The sequence below is a fragment of the Streptomyces sp. SAI-127 genome (assembly GCF_029894425.1).
In the GTDB taxonomy this organism is placed as follows: domain Bacteria; phylum Actinomycetota; class Actinomycetes; order Streptomycetales; family Streptomycetaceae; genus Streptomyces.
On the sequence record NZ_JARXYJ010000001.1, the window covers coordinates 2,202,497 to 2,216,515 of the forward strand.

A 14,019-nucleotide genomic window follows, 5' to 3' on the forward strand; every position below is an offset into this window, starting at 1 on the left:
GACGAACCCGCAGCCGACATCGCACAGCACCCCGCATTTCCTCAGAGCGCCGGATACGCGTTCTGCATCAACTGCTGGAACTGCGCCGAGAACCAGTGCCCCGACAGCGGAGCGTTCGGCAGCGCACCGGACATGTTGTTGTTGTTCCGCGGGTTGCCGGTGTACGTCGGGTCGCACATCCGGTCGAAGCCCTTGCCCTCGTCGTTCGCGATCGCGGAGCTGGACCCGTCGGACTCACCCGGAGGCTTGATCCACACGTAGGCGTCGATCCCGGCAGCCGGACTGGCCTGCGGACGCTCACCGAGACCGGCCCCCGACTGGTTGCACCAGTTGCCGACATGGATGCGCCGGTCGATGCGGCCGCCGTTGACGTAGGTGTCCACGTCCGTCGTGGCGCCGGGGCCGGTGGGCCGGGCGGTTCCGCCCCAGCCGTTGCGGGAGGTGTCGATCAGCATGCCGACGCCCGAGGCGAAGCCCTGGTTCACGGCCTCCTGGCGGAAGGCCTGGGCGAAGGAGAGCTCGTCGGTGTACCGGTTCCAGTCCACCCACTTCGACTCGCGCACGGACTTGCCGCCCACGGAGTCGTTGATGGTGAAGTACTGCTCCTTCAGGGCGCTGTAGTTGGCGGTGTTGGTGATGAAGCCCTGCACGTCGTTCACGGTGGCGCCCTCGGCGGTCGCCGCCTGCTTGATGGTCTGGACGCTCGCCGAGAAGTTGTCGTCCCAGCCGATCCAGCCGTGGTGTCCGGCGTCCACGTAGTTGTAGACGTTGGGGGCGTCACCGAGCTTGTTCAGCGCGTAGCCGACGCCCTTGATGTAGTTGCCGTTGGCCTTCATGGTGTCGCAGTTGGCGGTGGCGGTGGCCCGCGGCGAGACGTTGGTGACGAGGTTGGGCAGCGAGTCGATCTCGATCGTGTTGACGATCCGCAGCGAGGCGTACTTGGGGTCGGCGAGGATCGCCGCGATCGGGTCGATGTACTGCGTCTTGTACTTGTCGATCTCCGTGGCACCGAGTTCGCCGTTGGAGGCGAGCGCCGCGCAGTCGCGGCCGGGCAGGTTGTAGATGACCAGCTGGACGACGAGTTCGCCGCTGCCCTTCTGCTCCAGGGCCTTGTCGAGGTGGGCGCGCAGTCCCATCCCGCCGTTGACGCCGTTGATGGCGGCGATCCGGTCCAGCCACACACCGGTGGGCTGGTTGGAGATCCGGCTGCCGCCCGGCTCCGCGGCGGCCTTCGCGGACCACTCGGGGTTCACGTACACCTTGGCGCCGGAGTACGGGTTGTCGACCTTGGTGCCGCCCCCGGGGTCCGGCGGGTCCGTCGGACCGGTGCCGCCGTCGACGTTGCAGGTCACACCGTCGAGGGTGAAGGTGGCCGGGACGGCGTTGGTGCCGCTGTAGGTGCCCTGGAAGCCGAAGCTGACCGAACCGCCGGTGGCGAGCGTGCCGTTGTAGGACTCGTTCGCCGCGGTGACGGCCGTCCCGCTCTGGCTGATCTTGGCGTTCCAGCCGCTGGTGACCTTCTGGTTTCCGGCGTACGCCCACTTCAGCGACCAACTCGACTTGGCCGTGGTGTTGTTGGTGACGGTGACGGCGGCGGTGAAGCCGGTGTCCCACTGGTTCTGCACCTTGTAGTCCACGGTGCAGGGGACGGCGGCGATGCCTGCGTCAACGGGGGCCACGGCTAGCGCGGTCCCGGAGGCCCCGGCGACCAGCGCCAGGGCAGCGAGGAGCGCTGTTCTCGTACGACTCATGAGTGCGGGTTTCCTTCTCGTTCGCGGATGTTGTCCGTTGGGCGGGTGCTATCCGTTCAGGGCGCGCAGATGGTCACGCAGCCCGGTGCCGAACGCTGTGGGTGTGCCGTCGTAGCTGCTGATCAGGGACGGTCCGGAGGAGCAGTCCCAGGTGTTCCAGGTCCAGCCGAGGTAGGACAGACCGCGGTCGTCGAACCACTTCATGACCTGGTCGACGAATCCGTGCGCGCAGGTGTTCTCGCCGATCTCCCCCGCCACGAGGGGGACTTGGGCGGCCACCGGGGCGAGCGTGGAGTTCCAGCAGCTCTCGTTGGCGCAGGTGTTGAAGTTGTACACGTGCCAGGCGGCGGCGAGATTGCCCGCCGGGTCGGCCGGTTTGTACGTCAGCCACTGGCTGAGGTCGTTGGAGTAGGCGATCCCTCCGGCCAGGATCAGGTTGGTCGCGCCGGTGCCCCGGACGCTGTCGACGAGATCCTGCATACCGGCGACCTCGTACCCGATGCCCGGGCAGCTGCCGCCGTCCCGCCAGCACTGCCACGCCTGGGTGGTCGTGGAGGTGGCTCGGTCCGGGTAGGGCTCGTTGAACAGGTCGAAGACGACGGTGCGGTCGTTCTTGAAGGTGTTGGCCACCGAGGCCCAGAAGGAGGGCGTGTACTGCATGTCGGGCATCGGTTTCTGGCAACTGGCGTGCACGTCGGAGCAGCCGGCGGAGTTGCCGGTGTACTGCCCGTGGGTCCAGTGCAGTTCGACCACGGGTGTCATGCCGTGGGCCTTGACCTTGGCAACCAGGTCCTTGACGGCGTTGATGTAGTTCGCCCCGGCGTAGGCCGGGTCGATGGTGGACAGGCCCAGCCAGCACTCCTCGTTGAGAGGGATGCGGACCGTGTTCGCTTTCCAGCCGGCGATCGCCTTCACCGAGGCGTCGTCGACCGGGCCGTCGAAGATGCCGCTGCCCTGGACGCACATGAACTCGCCGCCGGACCGGTTCACGCCGAGCAGACGGCGGGTCGCGCCGCCGGCGTCCACGAGCTTGTTGCCCGACACGCGGAGGACGGGGGGTCCGTCTTCCGCGGGATCCGTCGGTTCCGGCGTGGGCGAGGGCTCGGCAGCCGTGTTGCAGCTGGTGCCGTTGAGCTTGAACGAGGTCGGAACGGCGTTGCTCTCCGGCCAGGACGCGATGAATCCGGCGCTGACGCTCGCTCCGGTGGCCAAAGAGCCGTTGTAGCTCTCACTGGCCGCGGTGACCGTCGTACCGGACTGGGACCATTTCGCGTTCCAGCCCTGGGTGAGCTTCTGGCCGCCGGCGAAGTCGAAGGCGAGGCTCCAACCACTCATGGCGGCCGTGTTGTTGGTGATCCTCACGGCACCCTGGAAGCCGCTGTCCCACTGGCTGGTGACGGAGTACTCCACCGAGCAGGCAGGGGCGGCGCCGGACGCCGTGACCACCGGAACCGTCACGGACCCGATGAGGGCGGCCGCGCCGGCAACGGCTGCAAGTACTGAACGCGGGGGGTGTCGCATGAGCGACTCCTTGCAGATCAGCGCGCCGTTACGGACGCGTCGACTGATGGAATCGCTCCCACTGGTGTCAAGGAAGGTAGCGCCAAGTGACGGCAAAGAACAGAGGGGTCACTTGACTTTCCCTCAGTCCCGTTCATCGAATCTTTTCGACTCTTCACGAGCCTTGACCCCTTGAATGCCCGTCTCCACTATGGGAGCGCTCCCACTGGTTCAAGCCTTGACTTCTCCGAGCCGCACAAGGAGGAACCAGCAATGCCCCCCACCAGGAGACGCCGGGCCGTCCGGCGATTGTGGACCGCTGTCGTGGCGGCCATGGCACTGCCGTTCGCGATGCTGAGTGCGGCTTCAACTCCCGCACAAGCAGCTGCAGTTCAGTGCAGTGTCGACTACAAGACCAATGACTGGGGCTCCGGTTTCACCGCGGATCTGACGATCACCAACCGCGGCACGGACGCCATCAACGGCTGGACCCTGACGTACAGCTACGCGGGCAACCAGAAGCTGAGCAACGGCTGGAACGGGACCTGGTCCCAGACCGGCCAGACGGTCACGGTCAACAGCGCCACGTACAACGCGAACATCGCCGCGGGCTCCGCCGTCACCACCGGCGCGCAGTTCAGCTACAGCGGCGCCAACGCGGCTCCGACGAACTTCGCGATCAACGGCACCTCGTGCACCGGCGCCCACCAGCCGCCGATCACCGTGCTGACCAGCCCGGCCGCGGGCGCGGTCTACACCCAGGGCAACGCGGTCCCGCTCGCCGCGACGGCCGCCGCCGCGGACAACGCGACCATCAGCAAGGTGGAGTTCTACGACAACACCACGCTGCTGGGCACCGACACGACCTCGCCGTACTCGCTCTCGGTCTCAAGTTTGACCGTGGGCAGTCATTCGCTGCTCGCGAAGGCGTACGACAGCCTGGGCGCTTCCGGGGAGTCGACGCCGGTCGGCATCACGGTCGCCTCGGGTCCCGCGGTCGTCGCCTCGGCCACCCAACTCGCCGTCCAGCAGGGCAAGACGGGCACCTACACCGTGAAGCTGTCCACGCAGCCCTCGGCCAACGTGACCGTCACGACCGCCCGCACCGGCGGCAACGCGGGTCTTACGGTGACCGGCGGGGCCTCGCTCACCTTCACCCCGTCGAACTGGAACACCGCGCAGACGGTGACCATCACCGGCAACGCCTCCGGCACCGGCGCGGCGACCTTCGAGTCGACGGCGACCGGCCACGCCAAGGCCTCGGTGACGGTCACCCAGATCGCGGCGACGGGCACCTACAACGCCCGCTTCCTGGATCTGTACGGCAAGATCACCAACCCGGCGAACGGCTACTTCTCCCCCGAGGGCATCCCGTACCACTCGGTCGAGACGCTGATCGTCGAGGCGCCGGACCACGGCCACGAGACCACCTCGGAGGCGTACAGCTACCTCCTGTGGCTCCAGGCGATGTACGGCAAGGTGACGGGCGACTGGTCCAAGTTCAACGGCGCCTGGGACATCATGGAGAAGTACATGATCCCCACGCACGCCGACCAGCCGACCAACTCCTTCTACAACGCCTCCAAGCCGGCGACCTACGCGCCCGAGTTGGACACCCCGAACGAGTACCCGGCGAAGCTGGACACCGGGGTGTCGGTGGGTTCGGATCCGATCGCCGGTGAGCTGAAGAGCGCGTACGGCACGGACGACATCTACGGCATGCACTGGCTGCAGGACGTCGACAACGTCTACGGCTACGGCAACTCGCCCGGCAAGTGCGAGGCGGGACCGACGGACACCGGACCGTCGTACATCAACACCTTCCAGCGCGGTGCGCAGGAGTCGGTGTGGGAGACGGTGCCGCAGCCGACCTGTGACCAGTTCAAGTACGGTGGCAAGAACGGGTACTTGGACCTCTTCACCGGTGACGCCTCCTACGCCAAGCAGTGGAAGTTCACCAACGCCCCGGACGCCGACGCGCGTGCCGTGCAGGCCGCGTACTGGGCCGACAAGTGGGCGAAGGAGCAGGGCAAGGGCTCCGACGTCTCCGCGACCGTGGGCAAGGCCGCGAAGATGGGCGACTATCTGCGCTACGCCATGTACGACAAGTACTTCAAGAAGATCGGCAACTGTGTCGGGCCGTCCACCTGTGCGGCCGGTACCGGCAAGGACGCCTCGATGTACCTGCTGTCCTGGTACTACGCCTGGGGCGGCGCCACCGACGCCTCGGCGGGCTGGGCCTGGCGTATCGGATCCAGTCACGCGCACGGCGGCTACCAGAACCCGATGGCCGCGTACGCGCTGAGCTCCTACGCCGATCTGAAGCCCAAGTCGGCGACGGGCGCGGCGGACTGGAACACCTCGCTGACCCGGCAGCTGGAGTTCTACCGCTGGCTGCAGTCCGACGAGGGCGCCATCGCCGGCGGCGCGACGAACAGCTGGGCGGGCCGCTACGCGACTCCCCCGGCCGGGAAGTCGACGTTCTACGGCATGTACTACGACCAGCAGCCCGTCTACCACGACCCGCCGTCCAACCAGTGGTTCGGCTTCCAGGCGTGGTCGATGGAGCGAGTGGCCGAGTACTACCAGCAGACGGGGAACGCGCAGGCCAAGGCGGTCCTCGACAAGTGGGTCGACTGGGCGCTGTCCAAGACCACGATCAACCCGGACGGCACCTACCAGATCCCGTCGACGCTTCAGTGGTCGGGCCAGCCCGACACCTGGAACGCGTCAAGTCCCGGCGCCAACAGCGGACTTCACGTCACCGTCGCCGACTACACCAACGACGTCGGCGTGGCCGCGGCGTACGCCAAGACGCTGACGTACTACGCGGACCGCAGTGGTGACACCCAGGCCGCTTCCACGGCCAAGGCGCTGCTGGACGGCATGTGGAGCAACTACCAGGACAGCCTGGGGATCGCGGTGCCGGAGAACCGGGCGGACTACAACCGGTTCGACGACTCGGTGTACGTCCCGAGCGGCTGGACCGGGACCATGCCGAACGGTGACGCGATCAACGCGTCGTCGACCTTCGAGTCCATCCGGTCGTTCTACGAGGACGACCCGGCCTGGTCGAAGATCGAGGCGTATCTGGCGGGCGGCGCGGTGCCGTCGTTCACCTATCACCGGTTCTGGGCCCAGGCGGACATCGCCCTGGCCATGGGGTCGTACGCGGAGCTTCTCGAATAACCCGCCCCCGCCGAGCGCTCCGCGGGTTGGACCGTTGTCGACTGCGGGTCCGTTGTGGCTTGTCGCGCTCGCGCGGCGGAGCCGCAAATCGATGCAGTCCCGCGCCCCTGAAGGGGCGCACCAGGCACCGTTCCCTCCCCGGAGCCGCTCGAAGGCTCCGCGTATAAGGCTCCGCCACCGGACGGCGGGGCCGAAACGGCCGGGCGGCCCCCTCCCGCACTGGGGGTCGCCCGGCAACTCTCGCACTCCAAGGAAAGCGCTTACCCCCCGCTCCCCCTTTCCCGGAAAGGACCCCCCGTGCGAAGAACCCGCATCCTCACGGCCGTGCTCGCGCTCGCGGCCGGGCTGCTCGCCGGCACCCCACCCGCACTGGCGGCCGACGGCACGGCGAAGGTCTCGCTCGCCGCCGACACGTACACCTGGAAGAACGCCCGCATCGACGGGGGCGGTTTCGTCCCCGGGATCGTCTTCAACCGCTCCGAGAAGAACCTGGCGTACGCCCGCACCGACATCGGCGGGGCCTACCGCTGGCAGGAGTCGTCGAAGACCTGGACGCCGCTGCTCGACTCGGTCGGCTGGGACGACTGGGGGCACACCGGCGTGGTCGGCCTGGCCTCCGACTCCGTGGATCCGAACAAGGTGTACGCGGCCGTCGGGACGTACACCAACAGCTGGGACCCGAAGAACGGCGCCGTCATGCGCTCCTCGAACCGGGGCGCGAGCTGGCAGAAGACCGACCTGCCCTTCAAGCTCGGCGGCAACATGCCGGGGCGGGGCATGGGCGAACGGCTGGCGGTCGACCCGAACAAGAACAGCGTGCTGTATCTCGGGGCGCCGAGCGGCAAGGGGCTGTGGCGGTCGACCGACTCCGGGGTCAGCTGGTCGCAGGTGGCGAACTTCCCCAACGTCGGCAACTACCAGCAGGATCCGAGCGACACCAGCGGCTACGCGAGCGACAACCAGGGCATCGTCTGGGTGACCTTCGACGAGTCGACGGGAACCTCCGGGAACGCCACGAAGACGGTCTACGTCGGGGTCGCCGACCTCCAGAACTCGGTGTACCGGTCGACCGACGCGGGCGCGACCTGGACGCGGCTCGCCGGCCAGCCGACGGGATACCTGGCCCACAAGGGTGTCCTGGACGCGGCGGGCGGCTATCTGTATCTCTCCTACAGCGACAAGGGCGGGCCGTACGACGGCGGCAAGGGCCAGATGTGGCGGTACGCGACGGCGACCGGCACCTGGACGAACATCAGCCCGGTCGCGGAGGCCGACACCTACTACGGCTTCAGCGGACTGACGGTGGACCGGCAGAAGCCCGGCACGGTCATGGCCACCGCCTACAGCTCCTGGTGGCCGGACACCCAGATCTTCCGCTCCACGGACAGCGGGGCGACCTGGACGCGGGCGTGGGACTACACGTCGTACCCCAACCGCGCGAACCGCTACACCATGGACGTCTCCTCCTCCCCGTGGCTGACCTGGGGGGCGAATCCGTCGCCGCCCGAGCAGACGCCGAAGCTCGGATGGATGACGGAGTCGCTGGAGATCGACCCGTTCGACTCGAACCGGATGATGTACGGGACGGGGGCGACGGTCTACGGCACGGAGAACCTCACGAACTGGGACTCGGGCGGCCAGTTCACCATCAAGCCGATGGTGCGGGGCCTGGAGGAGACGGCGGTCAACGACCTCGCCTCACCGCCCTCGGGCGCCCCGCTGCTGAGCGCGCTCGGTGACGTCGGCGGCTTTCGGCACACGGACCTCACCAAGGTCCCGTCGATGATGTTCACGTCCCCGAACTTCACCACGACCACGAGTCTGGACTTCGCCGAGACGAACGCGAACACGGTGGTACGGTCCGGCAATCTGGACTCGGGCCCGCACATCGCGTTCTCGACGGACAACGGGGCCAACTGGTTCGCGGGGACCGACCCTTCGGGCGTCAGCGGTGGCGGGACGGTGGCCGCAGCTTCGGACGGCAGCCGGTTCGTGTGGAGCCCTGACGGCACGGGCGTGCAGTACACGACGGGCTTCGGTTCGTCCTGGTCGGCGTCGAGCGGGATCCCGGCCGGGGCGATCGTGGAGTCGGACCGGGTGGACGCGAAGACCTTCTACGGCTTCAAGTCCGGGAAGTTCTACGTGAGTACGGACGGCGGGGCGACGTTCACGGCGTCCGCGGCGACCGGACTGCCGAGCGGTGACAGCGTGCGCTTCAAGGCACTGCCCGGCGTGAAAGGTGACGTCTGGCTCGCGGGCGGGGCCACCGACGGGGCGTACGGTCTGTGGCACTCCACGGACGGCGGCGCGAGCTGGACGAAGCTCTCGAACGTCGACCAGGCCGACGCGATCGGATTCGGGAAGGCGGCCACGGGGGCGTCGTACCAGACGCTCTACACCAGTGCGAAGATCGGTGGCGTCCGCGGCATCTTCCGCTCGACCGACAAGGGCGCGACCTGGACCCGCATCAACGACGACGCCCACCAGTGGGGCTGGACCGGCGCGGCCATCACCGGTGACCCGCGGGTGTACGGCCGGGTGTACGTCTCGACCAACGGACGGGGCGTGATCTACGGCGACACGTCCGACGCCGGCGGCGGAGGCGGCACCGATCCGACGGACCCGACGGATCCGGCCCCGACGGGCGCCTGCGCGGTGACGTACAAGATCACCAATCAGTGGTCGGGCGGTTTCCAGGCGGACGTCCAGCTGAGCAACACGGGCTCCAGCACCTGGTCCGGCTGGTCACTCGGCTGGACCTTCCCCAACGCCCAGACGATCTCCCAGACCTGGAACGCCGAGTCCACCCAGTCGGGCTCGACGGTCACCGCGAAGAACGTCGGCTGGAACGCCAACGTGGCCGCGGGCTCGTCCGTGAGGTTCGGCTTCACGGGGAGCTGGTCGGGGACGAACGGGAAACCGACGGCGTTCAAGCTGGGTGACCAGGCCTGCACGGTGGCCTGACCCGACGACAGGGCGGCTGTCCGCGGCCGCCCTGTCGCTCATGTCACGGCGTGTACACCGCCGGCCTCGGTGCCGTCGCCATTCCGTTGCCGAGGAAGAAGCTCGGGTGCGGGGGCTGGTTGTATGCCGTGTTCTGCCAGGCCAGGCCCGTGCGGTACATCGTGTCGTGGAGCAGGGTGGTGATCTTCGTCGTCGTCTCGTGCGGGGTCGAGTAGATCCGCAGGGCGGTGTTGGCCGACGTCGGCCAGACGACCTCCTCTCGCCAGTCGCCCAGGATGTCGCCGGACAGGGACGGGGTCGCCTTGGTGCTGTTGTTGGAGTGGACCGACGCCCCGGTCAGGAGGCGGGTGTCCGACGAGGTGCCGTACTTGTCGATGCGGGTGCCGTCGAGGAGTTCACGGACCGTGTCGCCGTCCCACCAGGACAGGAAGTTCACCGAGGACGGCTCGCGGCCCTTCGTGGCGCCCGCCTCGTCGCGGACCGAGGTGTCGGAGGCCGACCAGACCTCCGCGCCGTCGTTGCCGGCCCAGATGTCGCCGGCGACACCCCGCCCGTTGTCGCAGCACGCGGCCAGTTTCCAGTTCACCGTGCCGTTCGCCGGGTTGATGTACAGCTCCGCCGGCTGGGAGGTCGACTCCGAGACCTTGAAGTACTCGAGACCCGCGTGGGAGGGGTCGAGGTCGCCGAGGTGCTGGGCGTCGCCGTGGCCCGTCTTGGTGGTCCACAGCCCGTTGCCGTTGTCGTCGACCGCCATCGCCCCGTAGACGATCTCGTCCTTGCCGTCGTTGTCGACGTCCCCGACGGACAGACTGTGCGAGCCCTGACCGTCGTAGCCCTTGCCGCTGTTGGTCGAGGAGTTGGTGTCGAAGGTCCAGCGGCGGGTGAAGGTGCCTCCTCGCCAGTCCCAGGCAGCGATCACCGTACGGGTGTAGTAGCCGCGGGCCATGATCAGCGACGGGCGGGCGCCGTCCAGGTACGCCGTCCCCGCGAGGAAGCGGTCGACCCGGTTGCCGTACGAGTCGCCCCATGACGACACCGTGCCGCGGGCCGGGACGTAGTCGACGCTCTGCATCGCCTTGCCGGTCCGGCCGTTGAACATCGTCAGGTACTCGGGGCCGGACAGGACATAGCCGCTGGAGTTGCGGTGGTCGGCCGACGCGCTGCCGATCACCGCGCCCGTGCCGTCGACCGTGCCGTCCGCCGTCTTCATGGCGACCTCGGCCTTGCCGTCGCCGTCGTAGTCGTACGCCTGGAACTGCGTGTAATGGGCGCCGGAACGGATGTTGCGGCCCAGGTCGATCCGCCACAGCCGGGTGCCGTCCAGCTTGACGCCGTCGACGATCGTGTTGCCGGTGTAGCCGGACTGGGAGTTGTCCTTGGCGTTGGTCGGCTGCCACTTGAGGACGAAGTCCAGTGCCCCGTCCCCGTCGAGGTCGGCCACGGACGCATCGTTGGCCTCATAGGTGTAGGCGACACCGTCGGGGGTCGTGCCGCCGGCAGGCGGGCTGATGGGAACGTCCTTGTAACCGCCGCGGAGTTGGACGGCGTGGACCGAGTCAGCCTGCTCGACACCGCCGACGATCGCCCGGACGGTGTAGTCGGCCTCGGCGGGCGCCCCGGAGTGGAAGTAGTTCGTGGAGCCGGTGACCGGGGTCGAGTTGACCTTCGTGCCGGCGCGGTAGACGTTGAAGGACACGTCGTTCGGGTCGGTGCCGAGCCAGCGCCAGCTGACCAGGTTGCCGCTGCTGGTGTGCACGCTGACGACTCCCCGGTCGAGTTTCTCGACCTGGCGGGCGGTGGCGGCCTCGGCCGTAACGGGCGACAGCGCGGTCAGACCGGCGGCCACGAGAGCCGCGACGGCGGTCGTCGCCGAGAGGAGGACTCGGCGTCTGCGGTGGGGGTGCGGGTGCTGCACGGGGTGGACCTCCGAAGCAGTGGGGACGGACGGGTTCCGCCCACTCAGTCGCCGCACGGGGAAGCGGAGTTGCCGTATCTTTCGGCCAGTTCGGCGATCGTCCGGGCGATCCGTTCGCGCAGCTCGGAGGGTTCCAGTACTTCGATGTCCGTGCCGAGGCGCAGGAATTCGCCATGGGCGTGCTCGACAGACTCGACGGGAACCCGGGCGACGGTCCAACCTTCCGAGTCCGTACGGACGTTGGCCGCCCTCGGCAGCCGCACGCCCGGCGCCAGCCGCACGAGTGCCTCGCCCCGGTACAGCCGGTGGTGGAAGTCCCGCTGATAGGCCGTCCACCAGGCAGCCAGGTCGAACCCTTCGGGGCGGGTGAACTCCTCATCCAAGGAGGCCAGTTCGAGGATCTGGTCCACGCGGAAGGTGCGCGGTCCCGGTCCCGCGACGACGTACCAGCGGCCCGCCTTCGACACCAGTCCGTACGGCTCCAACCGCCGCTCCACGTCGGTCGGTTCGGCCCAGCGGCGGTACCGGACACTGAGCACCCGGCTGCTCCACACCGCCTCCGCCACCGCCGGAAGAAACGGCGTCGGTTCGGCCTGCGCGTACCACCCGGGCGTATCTAGATGGAAGCGCCCGCTGATCCGGTCCGCGTGGGCCCGCAGTTCCTCCGGCAGTGCGGCCCGCACCTTGAGCTGGGCGGCGGCGAGGACGGAGCCCAGGCCCAGCTCGGCGGCGGGACCGGGCGCTCCGGCGAGGAAGAGGGCCTCGGCCTCCTCCGGGGTGAGTCCGGTCAGCCGGGTGCGGTAGCCGTCGAGGAGGCGGTAGCCACCGGCGTGGCCCGCGTCGCCGTACATCGGGACGCCCGCCGCGCTCAGCGCCTCGACGTCCCGGTAGACCGTGCGCACGGACACCTCCAGCTCCTCGGCGAGCTGGGCGGCGGTCATCCGGCCCCGGGTCTGGAGCAGGAGGAGGATCGAGACGAGTCGGCCGGCCTTCACTGACATATGGTGTCAGTGAAGTGGGCCTAGCGTCCTGCGCATGGCCTTCACCGAGAAGCTGCTGACCGTGCCACCACCGATAGAGGTCGCCGGGCGGCACATCAAGCGCTACCACGTCACCGCCGACCCGGCCGGCATCGCGCCCGACGTCGAGAAGGCGGCGTACGAGATCCTCCCGGAGCTGCTGCCGGAGCCGGACGGCACCCCGCCCGCGGCCTTCGCGGTCCTGCACCGGGGCGCGGACACCGGCGCCTACCTCAACGTCTACAGCTGGGTGTGGGACAACGTGCTCCACTTCCGGGGCGCCGCCGCCGGGCAGCCGGCGCTCCGGTGCCCGGACACCGACCCCACGCACTTCGTCACTCCGGACCTGCCCTGGATCGGCTGCGTCTTCGAACTCCCGCCGATCCAGCACGAACGGGACGCCTGGGTACGGCATCTGCTCGCACCCGAAGTCCCTGACCTGACCGCCTACTTGGCCGATTCCCTGCCCGAAGGAACCACGGGAGACCGCGCATGAGCAGTCCGCACGACTTCGACTTCTTCCACGGCGACTGGAAGGTCGTGAACCGCCGCCGCACCGACTTCCACGACCCGGACAGCGGGTGGGAGGAGTTCCCCGCGACCAGCCGCTGCCGGCCGCTGTTCGACGGGGCCGCGAACGTCGACGAGATCGACATGCCGCACCTCGGAGCGAAGGGGGCCACGCTGCGGCTCTTCGACCGCGAGACCGAGCAGTGGTCGCTGAACTGGGCCGCGAGCCGCAGCGGGAAGCTGTACCCGCCGGTGACCGGACGGTTCGAGGGCGGCCGCGGCGAGTTCTACGGCGACGACAGGCACGACGGGAAGGACGTGCGGGTGCGGTTCGTGTGGGCGGACGTGTCCGCGGCCGGAGCCCGCTGGGAGCAGGCGTTCTCCGTCGACGGCGGGGAGACCTGGGTGACCAACTGGACCATGGACTTCAGCCGGCCTTCCGGAACGCCCGGAGGCTGAACACCGGGTCGGGACGCGGGAGTTCCTGGTCGGGCAGCGCCTCCAGGCGGGCGGCGAACCGTTCCGTGAGCGGGTCGCCGGGCGGCAGCCGGGTGAACCAGCCGCGCCGCAGGTCGGCGGCGGTACGCCGGGGGCTGCGGCCCTGACCCCGGCCCGTGAAACGGGCCTGCCCGGCCGGGGTCAGAAGGTGGGCGGCGGCGTACGACTGGACGAGTGGTGCCGCGTCCGGGGCGGGGCGGCGCGGGCGCGGGGCGAGGACGGCGTCGATGTCGCTGCCCACGTCGTGTGCGGCGGCCTTGTCGACGGTGGTCACGTACACCCCGCCGGATATCAGGACCCGGGCGCACTCGGCGACCACGGCACGGACGTCCTCGGGCCGGTCGAGGAGGTGCAGCAGCCACACGCTGGTGACGGCGTCGAACACCCCGTCGGGGAACGGCAGCGCACGGCCGTCGGCGAGCACGACCGCGCCGGGCAGCCGTACGGCGGCCATGCGGGCCATGCCGTACGTCAGGTCGGCGCCCCACACCCGGGTCGCGGGCCGGGCGGCGGCGAGCCTGCGGGTGACGATCCCGGTGCCGCAGGCCACGTCGAGGAGCCGCCGGGTCTGCGCGGGGACCAGACCGAGCACGGCGTCCGCGGCCGCGGCGGCCCGGGGCTCGCCGCCGCGGCTGACGTCGTAGGCGTCGGCCTCCTTGTCGTAGTCGAGCAC

9 protein-coding genes are annotated in these 14,019 nt (G+C 69.1%); 4 read left to right on the forward strand and 5 right to left on the reverse strand.

The genetic code is table 11. The annotated features are described in order from the left end of the window. Positions 1-41: 41 nt before the first annotated feature. Both M2157_RS10365 and M2157_RS10370 read right to left on the reverse strand, forming a co-directional pair. Positions 42-1,751, reverse strand: a complete 1,710-nt coding sequence (locus M2157_RS10365) for a glycoside hydrolase family 6 protein (RefSeq protein WP_280865081.1) — start codon at positions 1,749-1,751, stop codon at positions 42-44. 48 nt (positions 1,752-1,799) lie between these two features. Beyond that, positions 1,800-3,272, reverse strand: coding sequence for a cellulose binding domain-containing protein (locus tag M2157_RS10370; RefSeq protein ID WP_280865082.1), 1,473 nt, complete (start codon positions 3,270-3,272; stop codon positions 1,800-1,802). A 252-nt stretch (positions 3,273-3,524) separates the two neighbouring features. Between M2157_RS10370 and M2157_RS10375 the strand changes: the two genes are divergently transcribed. Continuing rightward, positions 3,525-6,440 (forward strand): glycoside hydrolase family 48 protein, encoded by a 2,916-nt coding sequence (locus M2157_RS10375; RefSeq protein WP_280865083.1) that lies wholly within the window; start codon positions 3,525-3,527, stop codon positions 6,438-6,440. Positions 6,441-6,737: 297 nt separating this feature from the next. After that, entirely contained in the window at positions 6,738-9,404 is a 2,667-nt protein-coding gene (locus M2157_RS10380; protein WP_280865084.1) for a cellulose binding domain-containing protein, read from the forward strand. A 43-nt stretch (positions 9,405-9,447) separates the two neighbouring features. Here M2157_RS10380 and M2157_RS10385 read toward each other — a convergent pair whose 3' ends face one another. Both M2157_RS10385 and M2157_RS10390 read right to left on the reverse strand, forming a co-directional pair. Further along, the gene (locus M2157_RS10385; protein ID WP_280865085.1) at positions 9,448-11,319 is read right to left on the reverse strand and encodes a rhamnogalacturonan lyase; all 1,872 of its coding nucleotides are present in this window, start codon (positions 11,317-11,319) and stop codon (positions 9,448-9,450) included. Between the two features lie 44 nt (positions 11,320-11,363). Then, positions 11,364-12,314, reverse strand: a complete 951-nt coding sequence (locus M2157_RS10390) for a YafY family protein (RefSeq protein WP_280865086.1) — start codon at positions 12,312-12,314, stop codon at positions 11,364-11,366. A 40-nt stretch (positions 12,315-12,354) separates the two neighbouring features. Between M2157_RS10390 and M2157_RS10395 the strand changes: the two genes are divergently transcribed. Both M2157_RS10395 and M2157_RS10400 read left to right on the forward strand, forming a co-directional pair. Continuing rightward, positions 12,355-12,834 (forward strand): hypothetical protein, encoded by a 480-nt coding sequence (locus M2157_RS10395; protein WP_280861530.1) that lies wholly within the window; start codon positions 12,355-12,357, stop codon positions 12,832-12,834. Beyond that, positions 12,831-13,307, forward strand: coding sequence for a hypothetical protein (locus M2157_RS10400; protein WP_280865087.1), 477 nt, complete (start codon positions 12,831-12,833; stop codon positions 13,305-13,307). Before M2157_RS10395 ends, M2157_RS10400 begins: the two co-directional genes overlap by 4 nt. On the opposite strand, the gene M2157_RS10405 is transcribed toward M2157_RS10400, so the two are convergent. Beyond that, positions 13,276-14,019, reverse strand: a complete 744-nt coding sequence (locus M2157_RS10405) for a class I SAM-dependent methyltransferase (RefSeq protein WP_280861532.1) — start codon at positions 14,017-14,019, stop codon at positions 13,276-13,278. The genes M2157_RS10400 and M2157_RS10405 overlap by 32 nt on opposite strands.